Annotated in this window: 15 protein-coding genes; 9 read left to right on the forward strand and 6 right to left on the reverse strand. The window is 71.8% G+C overall.

The genetic code is table 11. From position 1 onward, the window contains the following. Positions 1–12: 12 nt before the first annotated feature. The 4 genes from VK923_15325 (at position 13) to VK923_15340 (ending at position 4690) form a co-directional block, all read left to right on the forward strand. On the forward strand, positions 13–1473 hold the full coding sequence (locus tag VK923_15325) for an NfeD family protein (GenBank protein ID HSJ46043.1): 1461 nt from the start codon (positions 13–15) through the stop codon (positions 1471–1473). 89 nt (positions 1474–1562) lie between these two features. Beyond that, positions 1563–2513 carry a flotillin-like protein FloA gene (floA, locus tag VK923_15330; GenBank protein ID HSJ46044.1) on the forward strand — a complete coding sequence of 317 codons (951 nt, stop codon included), beginning with the start codon at positions 1563–1565 and terminating at the stop codon, positions 2511–2513. 681 nt (positions 2514–3194) lie between these two features. After that, a complete protein-coding gene (locus VK923_15335; GenBank protein ID HSJ46045.1) occupies positions 3195–4163 on the forward strand; it encodes a CorA family divalent cation transporter in 969 nt (322 codons plus the stop codon). Positions 4164–4342: 179 nt separating this feature from the next. Next, on the forward strand, positions 4343–4690 hold the full coding sequence (locus VK923_15340) for a hypothetical protein (protein HSJ46046.1): 348 nt from the start codon (positions 4343–4345) through the stop codon (positions 4688–4690). 11 nt (positions 4691–4701) lie between these two features. Here the strand turns inward: VK923_15340 and VK923_15345 are convergent, their stop codons facing one another. Further along, complete coding sequence (locus VK923_15345; protein ID HSJ46047.1) at positions 4702–5172, reverse strand: proteasome activator; 471 nt, start codon at positions 5170–5172, stop codon at positions 4702–4704. Between the two features lie 224 nt (positions 5173–5396). Between VK923_15345 and VK923_15350 the strand changes: the two genes are divergently transcribed. Then, positions 5397–5702 carry a DUF333 domain-containing protein gene (locus tag VK923_15350; GenBank protein ID HSJ46048.1) on the forward strand — a complete coding sequence of 102 codons (306 nt, stop codon included), beginning with the start codon at positions 5397–5399 and terminating at the stop codon, positions 5700–5702. Positions 5703–6069: 367 nt separating this feature from the next. Here the strand turns inward: VK923_15350 and VK923_15355 are convergent, their stop codons facing one another. Next, positions 6070–6972 carry a hypothetical protein gene (locus tag VK923_15355; GenBank protein ID HSJ46049.1) on the reverse strand — a complete coding sequence of 301 codons (903 nt, stop codon included), beginning with the start codon at positions 6970–6972 and terminating at the stop codon, positions 6070–6072. Positions 6973–7418: 446 nt separating this feature from the next. Between VK923_15355 and VK923_15360 the strand changes: the two genes are divergently transcribed. The 3 genes from VK923_15360 (at position 7419) to VK923_15370 (ending at position 11638) form a co-directional block, all read left to right on the forward strand. Next, entirely contained in the window at positions 7419–8321 is a 903-nt protein-coding gene (locus VK923_15360) for a DUF6544 family protein (protein ID HSJ46050.1), read from the forward strand. Further along, on the forward strand, positions 8321–10435 hold the full coding sequence (locus VK923_15365; protein ID HSJ46051.1) for a glycogen debranching N-terminal domain-containing protein: 2115 nt from the start codon (positions 8321–8323) through the stop codon (positions 10433–10435). Before VK923_15360 ends, VK923_15365 begins: the two co-directional genes overlap by 1 nt. Positions 10436–10549: 114 nt before the next feature. After that, a complete protein-coding gene (locus tag VK923_15370) occupies positions 10550–11638 on the forward strand; it encodes a glycosyltransferase family 4 protein (protein HSJ46052.1) in 1089 nt (362 codons plus the stop codon). 119 nt (positions 11639–11757) lie between these two features. Here VK923_15370 and VK923_15375 read toward each other — a convergent pair whose 3' ends face one another. Both VK923_15375 and VK923_15380 read right to left on the reverse strand, forming a co-directional pair. Next, on the reverse strand, positions 11758–12900 hold the full coding sequence (locus tag VK923_15375) for an acyltransferase (GenBank protein ID HSJ46053.1): 1143 nt from the start codon (positions 12898–12900) through the stop codon (positions 11758–11760). Between the two features lie 149 nt (positions 12901–13049). Then, positions 13050–14144: a site-2 protease family protein gene (locus tag VK923_15380; protein ID HSJ46054.1), complete on the reverse strand. Its 1095-nt coding sequence runs from the start codon at positions 14142–14144 to the stop codon at positions 13050–13052. A gap of 264 nt (positions 14145–14408) precedes the next feature. Here VK923_15380 and VK923_15385 point away from each other — a divergent pair, with 264 nt between their 5' ends. Next, entirely contained in the window at positions 14409–14576 is a 168-nt protein-coding gene (locus VK923_15385) for a universal stress protein (GenBank protein HSJ46055.1), read from the forward strand. Between the two features lie 22 nt (positions 14577–14598). Here the strand turns inward: VK923_15385 and VK923_15390 are convergent, their stop codons facing one another. Both VK923_15390 and VK923_15395 read right to left on the reverse strand, forming a co-directional pair. Further along, positions 14599–15357, reverse strand: a complete 759-nt coding sequence (locus VK923_15390; GenBank protein HSJ46056.1) for a universal stress protein — start codon at positions 15355–15357, stop codon at positions 14599–14601. Beyond that, on the reverse strand, positions 15354–17885 hold the full coding sequence (locus VK923_15395; protein HSJ46057.1) for a glycosyl hydrolase family 65 protein: 2532 nt from the start codon (positions 17883–17885) through the stop codon (positions 15354–15356). The genes VK923_15390 and VK923_15395 overlap by 4 nt, the downstream gene beginning before the upstream one ends. Between the last annotated feature and the right edge of the window lie 70 nt (positions 17886–17955).

Raw genomic sequence — 17955 nt, forward strand, 5'->3', positions numbered from 1 at the left:
CACCGTGCGCCTGTGCGTCCTCTGCCCTGGCTGGCGTTGCTCGGCCTCGCGCTGCTGGCGATGGTCGCCGGCGTCACGACCGCGCGGGCAGCGTCAGACGACCCCACCGTGCACGTCGTCGAGATCAGTGGGCCGATCGATCTGGGCTTGGCACCGTACCTCGACCGCGTACTGCAGGACGCCGTCCAGGCCGACGCCGCGGCGGTCCTGCTCGACGTTGACACCCCCGGTGGACGACTCGACGCCGTGCTTCGGATGCGGGATGCCCTGATCGGCAGCCCGGTGCGGACCATCGCGTTCGTGGATCGGACGGCATTGTCGGCCGGGGCCCTCGTGACGATCGCCAGCGACGAGATCTACGTCGCCCCGGGCTCGACGCTGGGAGCGGCGACACCCGTGGTCGGCGGCTCCGGTGAACCCGCGGACGAGAAGACGGTGTCGGCCGTGCGCGCCACGTTCGCCGCCACTGCCGATGCCACCGGTCGTGATCCCAGAGTCGCCGAGGCGATGGTCGATCCCGACGTTGCGATCGAGGGTCTCGTCGAGACCGGCGAGTTGTTGACCCTCGGTCCCGACGAGGCTGTCGCGACCGGATACGCCGAGGACCTGATCGCGGACCGCGCCGGCGTGCTCGACGCCGCCGGACTAGCCGTCGCCGACGTTGTGGAGACTGCGCCGAGCCCCGCCGAGTCCATCGTCCGGTTCCTGACCAACCCGGTGGTCGCCTCGCTTCTGGTGACACTGGCGATGTGGCTGCTGATCGCCGACCTCACCACCGGCGGGATCGGCCTCGCGAGTGGCATCGCGGTTGCGGCGTTCGCGGTCTTCCTCTGGGGCCACCTGCTCGCGGGGCTCGCTGGGTGGGAGGAGGTCGTCCTGCTCGCAATCGGGCTGGTGTTGATCGGGTTGGAGCTGCTCGTCGTGCCCGGCGTGGGTCTTCCTGGCCTGCTCGGACTCGCCGCGGTGCTCGGCGGCATGTTCATGGCGCAGCTCAGTGGGCCCATCGTGACGGGAGCGGAGGTCCGGCGTGCGGCCGTGACCGTCGGCGCGACCTTCGCCGCCGTCGTCATCGGGCTGGTCGTCGCGGTGCGTCTGTTGACCCGGTACGGTGCGCCGCACGCACTGGTGCTCGACACCCAGCTCGGCAGTGGTGAGCTCGTCACCGAGCGGGCCACCGGGGGATGGGTGCGGTGGTTCGGCGGAGGCGAGGAGCTCGTGCTCGAGGGTGCGGGTGGGACCGCCACGGACGACTGGCACGGACGGCCCGTGTACCTGGGAGGTCGTCGCGGGGTGGCGGTGTCCAGCCTGCGACCGGCCGGGATCGCCGAGATCGACGGCCAACGCATTGACGTCGTCAGTTCCGGTGGCTACATCCCGGCCGGTGATCCCATCGAGGTCGTACGCGACGACGGCTACCGCCGGGTCGTCGAGCGTGTTCCGACGACGCCGGCGCACCTCCGGGCAGGTGAGTAGCCGTCCGCCTCCCGCTGTTGGCGCGACATGTGCGGAATCGGTCCGATCAACGTCGCAGTAGCGTGGCCACAGCGACGAAGGGACATCCAATGGACGTCATACTGATCGTCATCGTCGTGGTCGGCATCCTCCTGGTTGCCGCTGTGCTGTACGTGATCCCGCTCGGGTTGTGGATCACCGCGCTGTTCGCCGGCGTGCGGATCAGCATTGGCCGGCTCGTCGGCATGCGGTTGCGCAAGGTCGTGCCGGGCCAGATCATCCGCCCGTACATCAGTGCGGCCAAGGCTGGCCTCGACCTTGAGATCCCCCAGATGGAGGCGCACTATCTCGCCGGCGGCCAGGTCGGTCGCGTCGTGCAGGCGCTGATCTCAGCCGACCGGGCCAACATCGAGCTGTCATGGCGAAGGGCGACGGCGATCGACCTCGCAGGACGCAACGTGCTCGAGGCCGTGCAGGTGAGTGTGACCCCCAAGGTGATCGAGACCCCCCGGGTGGCAGCGGTAGCCAAGGACGGCATCCAGGTCGTGGCGGTCGCACGCGTCACGGTGCGCGCCAACATCGACCGCCTCGTCGGAGGCGCGGGTGAGGAGACGATCATCGCCCGGGTCGGAGAGGGCACGGTCTCGTCGATCGGCTCGTCGGAGACCCACAAGAAGGTGCTCGAGAACCCCGACAACATCTCCCGGTACGTGCTCGAACGGGGGCTCGACTCCGGCACAGCGTTCGAGATCCTGTCGATCGACATCGCCGATGTCGACGTCGGCCGCAACATCGGTGCCGAGCTCCAGACCAATCAGGCGGAGGCAGACAAGAAGATCGCGCAGGCCAAGGCCGAGGAACGCCGGGCGATGGCCGTCGCGAAGGAGCAGGAGATGCGCGCCAAGGTCGTCGAGGCCGAGGCGCAGGTGCCGCAGGCCATCGCCGAGGCGTTCCGCCAGGGCAACCTCGGTGTGATGGACTATCGCCAGCTCCAGAACGTCGAGGCCGACACAAGGATGCGGTCGTCGCTGGCCGATGGCCGGGACGACGCTGGTGTCTGAGTCGACCGCTCCGACCGGCAGGCACGTGGCCGACGAGCAGGAATCAGCAGGGGCCCCCGCGCAACCCTCACGGAGTCGGCCGCCACCGGCCGGCGCCGACCAGACCTCGGCATCAGCGCGGCGTCGCCGGCTGCGCGCCCTGCTTCACACCCCGGAGGGATTGCGGCAGGCGCTGCTGGCACGGGAGATCCTCGACCCACCGGAGGCTGTCCGTCCGCGCGCTCGCCGGAGACGCGCTCAGCGCACCTGGTGATCGCAGTGACGCCCGGGGGTGGTGGCTCCCACAGCATGGGCATGGCCAGGAATCCGTCCGCCTGGGTCCGGTCGCCACGCGGCCAGGAGCACGTTGGCACGTTCCGTGATCGTCGCCAGCACACGTTGGGCCGTAGCGAGATCGTCGCTGCCCAGACCCGCCCACATCTGCGAACGTCGTTCCGGGCCGCTCGGCGTCGAACACCCTCGCCGGTGACCGCCCGATGCCGGCCACGCCCGCGAACTGGCCGCCGGCGCGTCGCCCCAGCCACCAGGACCAGCCGATCAGCAACGGCGGGGGCCCGTCCGAGCAGGGTGTCCGAGTGCCCAGAGTCCGCGCGGGCCTGGTGAAACGGGCCTCAGCTTCGCCGCGGGCGCATGCATCGATGATGTGCGATGACACCGATCGACGCGCACAACGGAGGACGCATGCTGACTGTGCGATGGCGCCCCGACGAAGGACTGGTCGACGAGGTCGTCGGCCCGCAGGAGGCCCGGCGGCTGCTCGGCGACACCGCACCTGGGGTCGGGGCGTCGTGGATCGACGTCGAGCACCCGGAGGGTGACGAACTGGACGTCGTGGCAGCGGCCGGGGGGATCGCTCGGGAGGCCCTCGCGAAGGTGCTCGCCTCGACCCGGCCTGGCGTCCACGGTGGCGACCCCCACAGGACGGTGCTGGTCCCGGCGATGCGGGCCGATGATCGTGGCCTGCACGCCGACGTGCTCGCGGTCATGATCGGCCCGGCCGAGGTCGTGACGTGCAGTCGCGCCGGCGGTGCCGGTCGAGCTGGTCTCATCGCTGCCATCGGCTCGCGGCTGGCGGCCTTGGACCGGGTGCGGACGGGTGACGCGTTCGCGGTGATCATCGACGAGGTGGTCGACGCTCTGTGGGACGTCAGCGACGAGCTCGACGACCGGCTGGTGGCGGCCGAACGCACATCGCTGGACGACGCGGAGACCCCGCACGAGGCACTGCAGTCGCTCCGGCGCGACATCCTGGTGCTCCACCGCGCTGTCGGTCCCCTTCGTCGCGTGCTGGCCGACCTGATCGACATGCGGTTCCACCCGCTCGACGTTGAGCACGTCGCCGAGCTGCGCCAGAGCCACGACGCTGTCGTCGAGCTGCGAGGACAGATCGACACGCAGCTCCTGCTGCTCAACGGTCTGTCGCAGACCCAGGTGGTCGCGGCGTCGAACCGGGCGAACGAGGTCATGCAGGCGACGTCGTCGTGGGGGGCGATCCTCGTCGTCGCGACCCTCATCACAGGCGTCTACGGCATGAACTTCCCTACGATGCCCGAGCTCAGGTGGGAGTTCGGCTACCCGTTCGCCATCGCGCTTATCGTGGCCAGCACGGTGGCGTTGTACGCGCTGTTCAAGTCCCGCGGGTGGCTGTGACCGGTCGCTCGCCGCCGGTCCGGTCCCGGCGGCGGTCCGCCGGACCCGGGACGTTGGACCCTGCCCGACCCGCCGTCGATCCTGCAGGCTTGGCACTGCATGGGAGGTGGGATGCGATGACGAGCACGCCCGCGCGCGTTGGCACCCCGGTGGACGGTTTCAGTCGCGCATCCGCGTCGGTGAGCGGCCAAAGCCAGGCCGCCCGCGTCGTGAGCGCCCGGCGGGGCACAGCGCACGTGGCCCGGCGCGCGCTGCTGGTGGGCGCGCTACTGCTGGTCACCGCCTGCGCGCCAGGTCCGAATCCGGAGATCGGGACGGCCGCCCAGGACGGCGTCGTCGCCGGGTTCTGGCTGGGTCTGTGGCACGGCGTCATCGCGCCCATCACGTTCGTGGTCTCGCTGTTCACCGACGAAGTGACGATCTACGAGGTCCACAACAGCGGCAACTGGTACGACGCCGGGTTCTTCCTTGGGTTCGGCGTCCTGCTCGGCGGCGGCGCGTCCGGCTCGCGTGCGACGTGGCGCTGATGCCGCGCACGTCACAGGTACGGCTGCGTGGCACGCGACGTCGACCGGTCGTCGGCGCGCTGCGTTGCCAGCCGCATCTCCTCGAGCTGATGCTGCGCCGTGAGCTGCTGGCTCCACAGCGTCGCGTGCACCCCCTGCATCAGGCCCTCGAGCCACCCCGTCAGCTGTGCCTGCGCGACGCGCAGCTCCCCCTGGGTGGGGACCTCGGTGTCGAGCTCGGGCAGCAGGGCACCAAGCTCGTCGGCGAGCTGCGGGCCGACGGCGTCGCGCAGGACGGCGACCGACCGCGCGTAGATGTCACGGAAGCGGGCACGGGCACGCTCGTCCAGCTCGGTCCCGTGCAGCTCCTGCAGCAGGATACGGGCCATCCATGCCAGCCGCAGCGCCGTGAACGGTGAGATCTCGTCGCCGCGTGCGTCCTCGGGCTGCGCCTCCGGCACGCCGGAGCGCGGCACGATCACGTGGTCGGACGTCTCGTTCATGGCTCGTCACCAGGTTCGGGCGTGCGCAGCTGCTGTCGCGCTCGCGAGCTGTCAGGACCCAGCCTGCGCGCACCCGACCGACGGGAGCAGGGGCGAAGGTCCCACCGGGCGGCGACGGTCGGAGGGGTCCAGACGCGGGCCCGCGGGGGGCGCTCTGCGACCCTGCCGCAGCGGGTCGGGCACCTGGCGCGATCAACGGTGACGGTACGGGAATGGAGGGCGCCATGACGGCGATCCGCCGGTTCGCGGCGTCAGGGCTCTGGGTGGTGTGCGGCCGCGCGCGGACAGTTGGCGTGTTGTTGCTGGTGGCTGTCCTGCTGCCACCGGCCTGTACCAGCGACGGGGAGACGGACCGGGCGCGCCTGCCCAATCCCGCCAGCGTCCACTGTGAGGAGCATGGCGGCCGGGTGGAGATCGTCGAGGATCCGGATGGCTCGCAGCGTGGACAGTGCGTGTTCCCCGACAGCTCCCGGTGCGACGAGTGGGCGTTCTACCATGGGCGTTGCGCACCTGGCGACCACCCCTCCTGACGTACCACACCGCTCGCCCTGTGGGGACCGAGGACTCTGGTGTGCGCTGACAGGTCACGGAGCGTGGGGCATGACGACCGACGACGTCCGTGCCCGCACGCTCACACCGCAGCCACGGCTGTTGGCGGGGCCACGTTGAGCGTGGCCGACATCGGCCCCTGGCTAGCGCGACACCTACGGGACGATCGCCGGCGTCCTCGGGGCGCGGGGCGAAGTCGTCGACGGCCCGCCGTTCACACGGTTTCACCACCTTGGATGATGGACGGTTCAGGGTCGAGGCGGGGTTCCCGGTCGGACACGACGTGAGCAGTCGTGATGAGGTGGACGCCCGGTGCCATGCGGACACGGCACCGAGCGTCGCGTCACCTCACGGCTCGAGGCACGCGGGGATCGAGTCGGACCGTCCGGTCGGGATCTCGGTCGTGCCCTGGGGGTCGTAGACCTTGACCCACCGCACGGTGGGGAACTGCCGCAGCGTCGGCATGATCTCACCGGCCACGGTCACCGTGGAACCGCCACTGTCGCACCCGCCCGTCAGCTGCACCCTGGCGATCCTGCGCCTGTTGACCGACAGGTTCGTGAACCCCGTCGACTGCGAGCGCAGGAGCGTGAGGCCGTCCCTTCGCTCCGCACGCGTGGGCCCGGCGTACACGCGGTGCAGCGCTCCGCGGGCGACCGCCGGCACCGGCACCGAGCGACGGACCGCACGGAAGAACGGCGGCGCGTTGGCCACGAACCGGTCCTCGTCGAAGAACCACGTCTTCACGCGCGTACGCTCGAAGTTGGTACGGATGTCGATGACGTAGCGGCTCGGGTGCCGCAGACGCATGGTGCGCAGGATCGACGTCTTCTTCATCAGGCCGACGCCGAACGACACGACGGCCTCGAAGTCGCCGCTGTTGACAACCGTGCCGGTGTTGGGAAGATCGTACGCGCGGCGGCGCGCCCCGTAGGTGGTCGTGCCGTCCTCGTTGTGTGCGACCACCGGGAACGTCGAGACCTCGAGGAACGCGTCGCCGGCGACGCGCACGGGGAGGCCGGACGGGTCGGCGACGATCCGTTCGACCCAGCGCACCCTCGTGCGATCGGGCAACCTGCCCGAGAACTCGAACACCAGCCGGTCGTACCCGCTGTGATGCGCGGCGCGGATCTCCCGCAGCGTCGGCACCCCCCGTGCCTGTGTTCCTGTGGTCGCTCCTGCGCCGACCGTGCTCGCGATGAGGGCGAACACAGTCAGCAGCGCGACCGCGATGATGCGGAGCCGTCCCATGGACCACCACCTCCGAAGCGTCAATGCAGCCGTCCCCTGCATGGCGCGGCCGCACCGCTCCCTCCCGACGGGCAGACCGCGGGGCGCTCCGCACCGTTGGCGAGGATGACCGCCGAGCCGTCGTCGTGCCAGAGGACGACGGCCTGTCCGGTCGCGGCGTTCGGCACGGTCTTCGCGTCCCCGGACGTCGCACCGGCACAGGGACCTTGGCCCTGGCTGGCCGCCCGGTTCGCTGTCAGCGTCGACCCCGACGTGACGACGCTCGGAGGCACCATGTCGGCGCAGGCGCGCGGGATCGTCGCCTGCCGGTGGTTTCGCTCGTCGTGGCTGCATGCGGTGGCGGGCTGGGTCGGATGCCGCCACTGCTGCGACCTCGGTCCATGGTCCGTGTGGTATGAGGGCCGGTCGTCTCTCGCGCCGGCCCCACGAAGGCGTCACCATGGGGGATGACGGCATTCGTCGCTCATGCGGCGGCGGTGGCGGTGGGAGAGGACATGGCGTTGGTCGCGGGCACCGCGTCGCGCACCGCATCGGGCGCGTCGCGGGCTGCAAGGCGGCCCGGGACCTTCACCGAGATCGAGTTCTCTGGGCTACCTGAGCCGGTTGGGCGCTACTTCGCCGCGGCGATCACGCCCGGAGTCCCGCTGGATCGGTCGGTCCACGTCGACGTACGCGGCACCGTCCGACACCGTCGCTGGGTGCCGTTCCGCGCCCGCTACGAGCTCACGCGCACCTTCGACTTCGTCGGGCTCGGGCACGCGGCAGAGCTCGGCGTCGGGGTCGAGCAGTATGTCGCCGGTGTCGCGGTACAGCACGTGCGGTTGGCGGGCCTGGTGCCGTTGCGACGGGCCTCAGGCGTGCAGCTGTCACGCAGCACGGCGGGCCGGGCGGCGATCGGCGCGCTGGTCCTGCCGACGGCGTTGCTCCCGAGGTTCGGTGCGCGGTGGGCGGCCGAGGACGACCACCTGATCCGTGGGGAGCTGCGGGTGCACGGTGAGCCGGTCGTGCTGCGGCTCCGCATCGACGGTGGCGGCCGCCCACTGGCGGCCGTCGTGGACAGGTGGGGCGACCCGCTGCGCAGTGGCTGGTGCACCCGGCACACGTTCGGCGCGGTGTTCACCGAGCAGGCGACGTTCGACGGCCTCACGGTCCCCAGCGCCGGACGTGCCGGCTGGTTCATCGACACCGAGCGGTGGCGTGACGGCGAGAACATCCGGTTCCGGGTGACCGCGTCGTCTCCGGGCAGGTTCGACGGCTGGTCGGACTGGCGGCTCCGCTATCCTGTCGCACGCCACGCGCGGTCGAGATCGCGCCCGGGCGCGTGGAGTGACGGTGTCGGAGGGCCGTGATGGCGACGTTCCCATCGGGAGCGATGGACGAGATCGTGTGCGTCGAACGCGACTCGTTCTGCCTGTCCGCCCCATCCGGGCAGGTCGTCGACGGCGGCGATCACGGCCTGTTCATCCGGGACACCCGCGTGCTCAGCAGGTTCGAGGTCGCGATCAACGGCCGTGAGCCGGCCGCGCTCACCGGCACGCTCGTCGGCGGCGGCGCCGCCCGGTTCTGCTCGTCGTCGTTCGGTGCCGACCGGACCGACGACCCGACCCTGTTCATCGATCGCCGGCGGGTCGTCGCGGATTCCATGGTCGACGACATCCGCCTGACCAACTTCGGCACGACGGATCGCAAGGTGATCGTGGAGCTGTTCGCCGTGTCGGACTTCGCCTACATCTTCGACGTCAAGCACGGGCGCAGGCTGGCGCCTGCGCGCGTCACCGGCACCGACGGCGGCCTGCAGTTCACGGATCGCCAGGCCGACCGGCAGGTCATCCTGCGTCCCACGCCACCCGCCGACGTCATCGACCCCGACAGCGGCCGGCTGTTGTGGTCGGTGACGATCCCGGCCCGCGCGGCGTGGGACCTGACCGTTGCGGTCGGCTTCAGCGGTCCGGACTGGGTCACGTGGCCGACGCGGAGCTGGGCCGTCGCCACCGAACACCCCGAGCAGCCGACGGCCCCGCCGTGGACGTCGCCGACGATCACGTGCACCGGTCCCGGGCTCCCACGGCTCATCGAGCGGTCCCTGACCGACCTCGCATCGCTGCTCGTGGAGGATCCGCTCGACACGTCCGACGTGTTCCTCGCTGCTGGAAGCCCCTGGTTCCTGACGCTGTTCGGACGGGACGCGCTGTGGGCTGCGCGCATGATGCTGCCGGTCACCGTCGATCTGGCCCACCACACGCTGCGCGTGCTGGCGCGTCGCCAAGGCGCGCGCCGCGACGAGCGGACCGAGGAGGCGCCGGGCAAGATCCTGCACGAGGTCCGCCACGGTGGGCTCGTCGAGCGCGCCGACCTGCCGGCACGCTACTACGGCAGCGTCGACGCAACGCCGCTGTGGATCATCCTGCTGTCGGATGCGTGGCGATGGGGGTTGCCTGACGACGACGTCGCGGCGCTGCTGCCCGCGTGCGAACGCGCACTGGAGTGGATGGCGCGCGACGGCGACCCCGACGGCGACGGGTTCCTGGAGTACGCCGGGTCCGCCGATGGCCTGGCGAACCAGGGATGGAAGGACTCGCACGACGCGATCCCGTTCGCGGCCGGCGGCCTCGCGTCGCCGCCGATCGCGTTGTGCGAGGTGCAGGGGTACGCCCACGACGCGGCGGTGCGCGGCGCCGAGCTGCTCGACCACTTCGACCGGTCGGGCGGCGACCGCTGGCGCGCATGGGCCGGCGGTCTCCGCGAGCGCTTCCGTGCCAGCTACTGGGTCGATGACGGCGCAGGTGCGTACCCCGCCCTGGCCCTCGACGGCGCGAAGCGCCGCGTGGACGCCGTCGCCTCGAACATGGGCCATCTGCCGGGCACCGGCATCGTCGACCGCAGCGAGATCGCCTGCATCGCAGCGCGGTTGTCCGCGCCCGACATGGCCAGCGGCTGGGGCCTGCGCACGCTGTCCGCGACGTCGCCGCGGTTCAACCCGCTGTCGTACCACGGGGGGTCGGTGTGGCCACACGACACGGTCATCGCCGCAGCGAACCTCGCGCTCGCCGGCCACGGTGCCGCGGCGATGCGCCTCGCCGGCGGGCTCGTGGAGGCGGCCTCGGCCTTCCGTGGCAGGCTCCCGGAGCTGTTCGGTGGGGAGCAGCGCGTCGACGGCCTACCACCGCTGCCGTATCCGGCGGCGTGCCGTCCGCAGGCGTGGTCCGCGGCATCGTCGATGCTCCTGTTGCGCTGTCTGCTCGGTCTCGACCCGCACGTTCCGCACGGCACGCTACGCCTTCGTCCCGTGTGGCCACCACCGTTCGTGGGGTTGGAGGTGACGGGACTAGGGGTCGGCGGCTGCGACCTGTCGGTCGCCGTCAATGCCGATGGCGTGTGGGTCGACGCGGTGCCGGCGGAGCTGAGGGTCGAGGTGGTCGGCGCGCCGACCCTGTCCCGTCCGCCGGGGCCTCGCGCGGTCTGACACCCGTACGGCGACGACACGGACGGGATGCCGACGGATACCGGGCCGTTGGGCCCTGTTTGTGTGCGCAGCGCAGGGCAGTGTTGGGTGGGCCCAGCGGCGGAAAGGGGAGGCATGCGGATCCTGCAGATCGCGCCACCGTGGTTTGCCGTGCCGCCGACCGGCTACGGCGGCATCGAGCGTGTGGTCGCGAACCTGGCCGATGGCCTGGTCGCTGGCGGACACGACGTGACGCTGCTGGCGTCGGGTGGCTCACGGACGACCGCGCGGCTGTGGACCGTCTTCGACGAGCCACCGTCGCGGGCGCTCGGCTGTCCCGCGCACGAGATCACGCATTGGATGCGCGCGCACGAGGCACGGGACGACTTCGATATGATCCACGACCACTCGTCCATCGTGGGCGCGGCGCTGGCGGCGGTAGGGGGCGGGCCGCCCGTCGTGCACACGATGCACGGGCCGTGGGAGCCCCACATCGCCGCGGCCTACCGCGCGTTGCCGCCGGGCCTGCACATCGCCGCGATCAGTGAGGACCATGCGCGCCGGGCGCCGAGCGGTCTGGACGTCGAGGTCGTCCACAACGGCATCGACCTGTCGCGGTTCCCGTTCCGCGGCACGCCCGACAGCCAGGGTCACCTGGCCTTCGTGGGTCGCGCAAACCCGGAGAAGGGGCCGGACGTCGCGATCCGCGTGGCGCGCCACCTCGGCCGGCCGCTGCGCATGGCGTTGAAGATCAACGAGCCGAACGAGTGCCGCTACCTCGACGAGGTGCTCCGACCGCTGCTGACCGACGTCGACGTCGATCTCGTGCTCAACGGCTCGGCGGCCCAGTCGGCTGCGATCCTGGCCGGCGCGATCGCGACGCTGGCGCCACTGGCGTGGGACGAGCCGTTCGGACTCGCGCTGGCCGAGTCGATGGCCTGCGGCACCCCTGTCGTCGCCTACGACAGGGGCGCGGCCGGCGAGGTCATCGTCGACGGCGAGACCGGCTACCTTGTCGCGCCGGGTGACGTGGACGGCCTGTGCACGGCTGTCGAGAAGGCCACCGGCCTGTCCCGGACGGCCTGCCGTCGCCGGGTGGCCGACCGCTTCTCGGCCTCGGCGATGGTCTCCCGATACACGGCCCTGTACGAGCGCGTGATCGGCAGAACGCACCCCCAGATCCTCAGGGTCGCCTCGCGCGTCCTGTCGAGCGTGCGCGGCTGACACGGGTGCCGCGCGTACGGCGCGGCCAGCTTCGTGGCCGGTCCGACACGGTCGTCCGCCCCGGAAACGGCAGGCCGACGGTTCTGCGACGCCGCATGACGCCTTGCCTGGACACGCCGCTAGAGGATGCGCGCCACCACCGGCACGCGGCTGATGAGCAACCAGGCGAGCGCGAACGAGCCGGCGATGCCGCCCCCTGCCACGATGAGCGCCTTGGCCTCGGCCGGCAGCGGTGCGGCGCGCAGGGCGACGGCGAGTCCGATCAGGACGACGCCCTGCACCATGAATGCACCGTAGGCTCTGCGGGCGAGCACCGGACCCCACCGGATACGACGATCGAGACGGCGCTGCGCGACGCCGAGCAGCCACACCGATCCGAACACGGTCAGCGCGGTCTCGATGACGGCGAACACGACCGCCGACCAGTGCCAGCTCCCCATGGCGGCATCCATCACGTCGAGGACGCTCGCGACGGCCAGGAAAACCGCCATGGCCGCGACCGCCCACAGCGTGATGGCGCCGCACCGTCGGCGGAGCTGGGCGGGGACGGCTGCCAGCCAGCCCCGCCGGGAGCCGGTGATCCCCAGCGCGAAGACCGCGAGGCACGCGGGCCACTCCCAGTAGTTCAGGTCCCAGAAGCCGCTCTCGCTCGCGTACGGGTACGCCAGGCGGACCAGGAACGCCGCCGGTGCGGTGGCGGCAGCGACGAGCAGCAGGTGGCGTGCGGTGATCTGGGCGGGTGCACGTCGGCCGGGGCGGTGCGGCCACACGCGTGCCCATGCCGCATAGGCGAGGGAGAACAGCAGCAGCACACCGACGAACCACAGGACACCGGTGTCGAGCTGTCGTTCGGGGCCGAGGTAGGCGTCCCAGTAGGAGCCGGGTGCGGCACCCAGTGGGTGCTCGAGCGCGTACATCATCGTGGGCTGCACCACCCCGACGAATAGGGCGAACGGAACCCCCAGCCGCAGCAGCCGGTCACGCATGAACCGTGCAGTGCCCTTGCGTTCCAGCGATGGCGGGGTGAGCAGGCCGGCGACGAGGAACAGCAGCGCGATCATGAACAGCCCGAACGGGGTGACGACGACCAGCAGCACCCCCTCGGTCACCGGCGACAGCGTGACCTCCCGCACGCCTGTGTACGACCACGCCTCGATCGTTCCCGCGTAGCCCAGGATCGCGTGGAGCGCGATGATCGCCGCGATCAGGACGACCTTGAGGTTGTCGACGTACACGTGCCGCGTCGACGCCCACTGTTGCACCGCGGAGCCATGTCCGCCTGCTCCCGTCTCGCGAGCAGCACCCGGAGCCGTGATCGTCACGACCTGACCGTCGTGTGCGCCCCTGCCTGGCACAAGGGCCGAAGGTCCTCGCCGGTCCGACGACCTGCCTGGATCGAACGGGTGTCGTCTCAGGTGTGTTCGGGGCGCCGGGGACGCAACGCTGCGATCTCGAGTCGGCGAACGACGTCGCTCGGCGAGACCAGGCCGACGAGGCGGTCCCCGTCGACGACCAGCGCGCGGCCGTCCGTGGCCGTGGTCATCCGGGGCAGCAGGTCTGACAGCGCATCGTCAGATCGGGCGACCGGAACGTCGGCCAGCGGGCAGGCGACCTGGCCGACGGGCGTGGCGGCCCGCCGGCCGACAGGGATCCGCTTGACCCGTTGCAGCGTCACCATGCCGGTCAGCCGCCCATCATCGGTCACCGGGAACGTCGAGTGACGGTGTGCGAAGACGTAGGCATCGAGGAACCGCGCGACCGTGATCTCCGCCGGCACCGTGACCGGGTCGGGCGACATCACGTCCGCGACCCGCACGCCCGCGAGTGCACCAGTGACCTCGGCCTGCTGCTCCTCCGCCGTCGCCGCCGTGGTGATGAACCAGCCGAGCAGCATGAGCCACAGCCCGCCCGGGTCGGCCATGACGAACTGGACGAGACCGAGAGCCACGAGCAGCCAGCCGAACCGTCTGCCCGCCCGGGAGGCTGTGACGGCGGCACCCACGCGGTCGCCCCGCAGCCGCCAGAGCAGCGCACGAAGGAGGCGGCCACCGTCCAGCGGCGCGGCCGGGATCAGGTTGAACACCGCCAGCACCAGGTTGATCGTGGCCAGCCACATGCATACGCCAGTCGGCAGGCCCGCCGATCCGATGGCCCGCAACCCTACGCCGATCAGGGCGAACCCGGCCGCGAGCGCCAGGCTCACCGCCGGTCCGACGCCGGCGATCCTCAGCTCCGCGGATGGTGTCGCCGGCTCCCCCTGCAGCCGTGCGACCCCACCGAGCATCCACAGCGTGATGCCGTCGACCTCGACACCGTTGTGGCGCGCGACGACCGCGTGGGCGATCTCGTGCGCCAGCAGCGACAGGAAGAACAGCATCCCGGCGATCAGCCCGGCAAGGGCGTAGGCCGCGGTGGTCCTCCCGGGATACACCATCGGGAACTGACCCGCGGCCAGCCCGAGCGTCACGAGCGCGAAGATGACGAGGACGCTCCAGTTGAATCCCACGGTGACGCCTGCGATCCGACCGAGTCGAACGTGCTCGTGCATCATGGACCCCTTGGGGCGGCATCGCCGGATCAGGCGCCGCACCCAGCGTCGCTCGCACCGGTGTCGCGGTCCGGGCCGTTCGGCCCGGCATCGGCCTGCGTTGGCCTCGTGTGGCCCACGACCGCGTCACTTCGCGAGGTCGTGGGCACGATGGCCCTGTCCCGGCGGGTCGACCGGCCTGGCGTCGGTCGACCGTAGCCCTCCGGCCTCCAGGTCGACCGGATGGCCGGCACCGGGCCCGCGGCCGGTCTGCTGCTCGAGCACGCCGGTGCGGACGCGCTGCTGGTCGTCGGCACTCGGGGGCACGGGGCGGTCGGGCAGATGCTTGTCGGATCGGTGACCCACCAGTGCCTGCATCACGCGACCGGGACGGTGGCGGTCGTCCCGTAGCACCCGCCGTCGGACGCCGTGGTCAGGACCCTCGGTGCGCCGGAGCGAGCAGGACCGGCACTGGCGAGCGGGCGAGCATGGCACGCACGACCGGCGCGTGCTCACTGCTCAGGTCCTGCGACCAGGTCAGCGCGACGAGGTCGATTGACGCGCTGTCGACGACGTCGAGCAGGGCGTCCGCCACGTCGCCTGATCGCAGCCACAGGTCCCCGGCGTCTCGCGGTCCGAACCGTGACACGAAGTCGGCCGACCACGCGGGCGCCGCGTGGTGCGGCTGATCCCAGAACGACGGCACGGTGGAGGGCGTGAACACGTGGAGCGGCACGATCTCGACCCCGTGCTCGGCGAGCCGCCCGAGCAGGTCGGTCGCGTCGCCGGGGTCGGCGGTGCCCTCCACGGGCACGAGCACCCTCCGCACGTCGGTGATCGGCGCGGTCGGCGGCGTCACGACGACGGGGCACCGCGTCCGTGCCGTGACGGCGAGGGCCGTGCGGCCCGCCGGCAGCTTCCCGGAGGAGGTGCCGCGGGCGCCGATGACGACGACCATGTCGCCGCGTGCCGCCGCATCGGTGATGGCTGGGATGGCACGACGGTCGACCACGACGAGATCCGCTCCGTGCCGCTCGGCGATGGCGGCGATGCGGTTCGTGGCCGTCGGCTCCCCGTCCCGGCGTGCGTGCATGGCACCGATGTCGGCGGCGAGGCGGTCGGCCACCACCCGCGCCGTCGCCATGACAGCGGGTGCTGCTGTGCTCGTGTCGAGGGCCGCGATGACCTTCATGCAATGCCCTCCGTCCGCCCCGGCAGCGGCAGTTCACGTCCAGGCGGCGCCACGGTCACGCCGTGACGGTCAGGCCCGAGGCGGACGGACACCGGACGCTCGCACGCCACGTGGACATGGTGATGGTGCGCACGCACGACCACGCGTCCACCACGGAAGCGCAGCATGACCTCGAGGCTGTTCCACGTCGCCGGCAGAACGGGATCGAGCAGGAGCGCTGCTCCGGCTGGACGCAACCCCAGGAAGCCGAACACCAGCGCCTGCCAGACCCCGCCGAACGTGGCGACGTGCAGCCCACCGGCCGTCGTGCCGGTCATGTCGTCGAGATCCAGCCGCAGGGCGACCCGCAGCAGGTCGAGGGCGCGGTCGGGTCGGCCCGCTCGGGCCCACAGGGCGGCATGGATGGCCGGCGACAGCGAGCTGCCGTGCGCCGTGCGCGGGGCGTAGTAGTCGAGGTTCGGCCGGAGCGATCCCGGTGCGACCTCGTCCGGCAGCAGGTGGTGCAGCATCAGGACGTCGGCCTGCTTGACCACCTGGGACGCGTGCACGACATCGCGTCCCAGCAGCAGGTCGGCAGCCACCGGCGGATGGGCGATGTCGCTGATGATCAGGGGTGTGAGGCCGTAGAAGCCGGCGAACTGCTCGTAGCGCCCCGTCCGCGGGTCGTGGTTGTCGACGAGCGCGTCGGCAACCTCCCGCCAGCGTCTGGCCTCCGCTGGAGACGCGACGCCGTACCGCTCGGCCAGCGCAGCCGCGGCACGCAGATGCCACCGTGCCATGACGTTGGTGAACGCGTTGTCGTCGACGAGCTCGTGGTACTCGTCGGGTCCGATGACGTCGCGGACGTGCGCCCGACCGTCGTCGTCGTGGTCCACGCGTGACGCCCAGAACCGCGCGCCCTCGGTGACCAGCGGCATGCCGGGCCCCTCGAGGAACGCATCGTCGCCGGTCCATCCGGCGTAGTGCATCACAGCCCACGCGATGTCGGCCACGACATGCTGCTCGGCCGCGCCGGTGCGGATGGGCACCAGCGTCCCGGACCGGTCGAAGGTGGCCCGCGGGGTCACGTCGTCGCCGTCGTCGGCGGACTCCCAGGGCCACAGCGCGCCCACGAAGCCGAGAGCGGCAGCCCGCCGCCGGCTCGCGTCGAGCCGCGCCACCCGGTAGCGCAGCATCGCCTGTGCGGCGGAGGGGTGGGTCGCGGCGAGCACGGGCAGCACGAACACGTCGGCGTCCCAGAACACGTGGCCGTCATAGGCGGGTCCGCTCAGGCCGCGGGCGCCGACCGCCGCCTCGCCGCCGTCGGCGACCGTCGACAGCAGGTGGAACAGCGCGAACCGAGCGGCGAGCTGCGCGTCGGGGTCGCCATCGATCGTGATCGCCGCATCGCTCCAGCGCCTCGCCCACGCCGCCCGCTGCTCGGCGAGCAAAACGTCGAAGCCCGCGGCGGCGGCGTCCTCGAGGACCTCCTGAGCGTCGGCAGAGCGTGGGCGTCGGGTCGGATGCGCCACGTAGCCGGCCAGCCGCTCGATGCGCGTCAGGGCGCCGGCAGCCTGGGTCTGGCGCGCGGCCGCGACGACACCGCCGCCACGGTTCGCACGCGCGGTCGCGGTGCAGTCGTCCGCCCAGCCTCCGTCACGTGGCCGCAACGCGTCACCGGGGGACAAGCCGGCCGCCGCCTCGGCACGCATCACCATCACTCCGGGACGCACGCCCGACGCGAACCGCATGGACCTGAACCCGTCGTCCGACTCGCGCAGGAGGACGCCGGTGCGCAGGTCGAGGACGCGCCGGCCCGCGCGGCTGGTCACGCCGTCGAACGCCGTCCATGCCGGCCCGGGGAGCAGGATCCGACGGTCACCACTGTCGGTGTAGACGCCGGCCGCGACGACCGCTCCGGAGCCGGGCGCGTCCTCCTCCAGACACCCCCGACTGCCGAAGCTTCCGTCGGCGAGTGTCAGCAGCGTCGCCTGGACGGCCGCGTCCGCGGGGTGGTCGGGGACCCGCAGGGCGAGTGTCCAGGACGGATCGGCATCGATGTCGGGTACGCGGCCGTCGGCCCGCCGCCGAAGCTGGCCGTCGATCAGGTCGCACAGCTGTGGCGGGCCAGCGACCGCACCGGTCCGGTGCCACGCCGGATCGGCTGCGACGACGGTGGCGCGGGCGAGTTCGGGGACCGCGCACACGCCGGCGGCGTCGGGCCGCACGAGGGACGCGAGGCGGGCACCGACGACCAGGACGAGGCCGGCACCGATGCCGCAGTGAGCCAGCACTGCGGCCATCCAGCGTGCGGCGGCGGCCATGGCGCCTCCCGCCCCGCCTGGATCCTCCGGTACGACGGTGCTTCGGCGCAGGCCGTCCGGGCCGCACGCGTGCACGCCGACCCCACCGTCCGTGAGAAGATGCAGGGTGCCGGGTCCGTCAGGACGCGTGGCCAGGTCATCGTCGACCACGCGCGCGGACGCGTCGCTGAAGATCCCGACATGCACGCCCGCGCGGCACGCCGCCTGGATGCGGTCGCGGAGCACTGACCGATCCCTGCCGGCGATCTCCTCCCACACGCACAGGATCGCCTCGTGGGTGCGCGCGTCGGCGGGC

It is taken from the genome of Euzebyales bacterium (assembly GCA_035461305.1).
Classification (GTDB): Bacteria; Actinomycetota; Nitriliruptoria; order Euzebyales; family JAHELV01; genus JAHELV01.

Coding starts and splice junctions, on each gene's coding strand:
- floA (HSJ46044.1), top strand. CDS start 1,563: ATGGACGTCATACTGATCGTCATCGTCGTGGTCGGCATCCTCCTGGTT.
- VK923_15335 (HSJ46045.1), top strand. CDS start 3,195: ATGCTGACTGTGCGATGGCGCCCCGACGAAGGACTGGTCGACGAGGTC.
- VK923_15345 (HSJ46047.1), bottom strand. CDS start 5,172: ATGAACGAGACGTCCGACCACGTGATCGTGCCGCGCTCCGGCGTGCCG.
- VK923_15350 (HSJ46048.1), top strand. CDS start 5,397: ATGACGGCGATCCGCCGGTTCGCGGCGTCAGGGCTCTGGGTGGTGTGC.
- VK923_15355 (HSJ46049.1), bottom strand. CDS start 6,972: ATGGGACGGCTCCGCATCATCGCGGTCGCGCTGCTGACTGTGTTCGCC.
- VK923_15360 (HSJ46050.1), top strand. CDS start 7,419: ATGACGGCATTCGTCGCTCATGCGGCGGCGGTGGCGGTGGGAGAGGAC.
- VK923_15365 (HSJ46051.1), top strand. CDS start 8,321: ATGGCGACGTTCCCATCGGGAGCGATGGACGAGATCGTGTGCGTCGAA.
- VK923_15370 (HSJ46052.1), top strand. CDS start 10,550: ATGCGGATCCTGCAGATCGCGCCACCGTGGTTTGCCGTGCCGCCGACC.
- VK923_15385 (HSJ46055.1), top strand. CDS start 14,409: ATGGCCGGCACCGGGCCCGCGGCCGGTCTGCTGCTCGAGCACGCCGGT.
- VK923_15390 (HSJ46056.1), bottom strand. CDS start 15,357: ATGAAGGTCATCGCGGCCCTCGACACGAGCACAGCAGCACCCGCTGTC.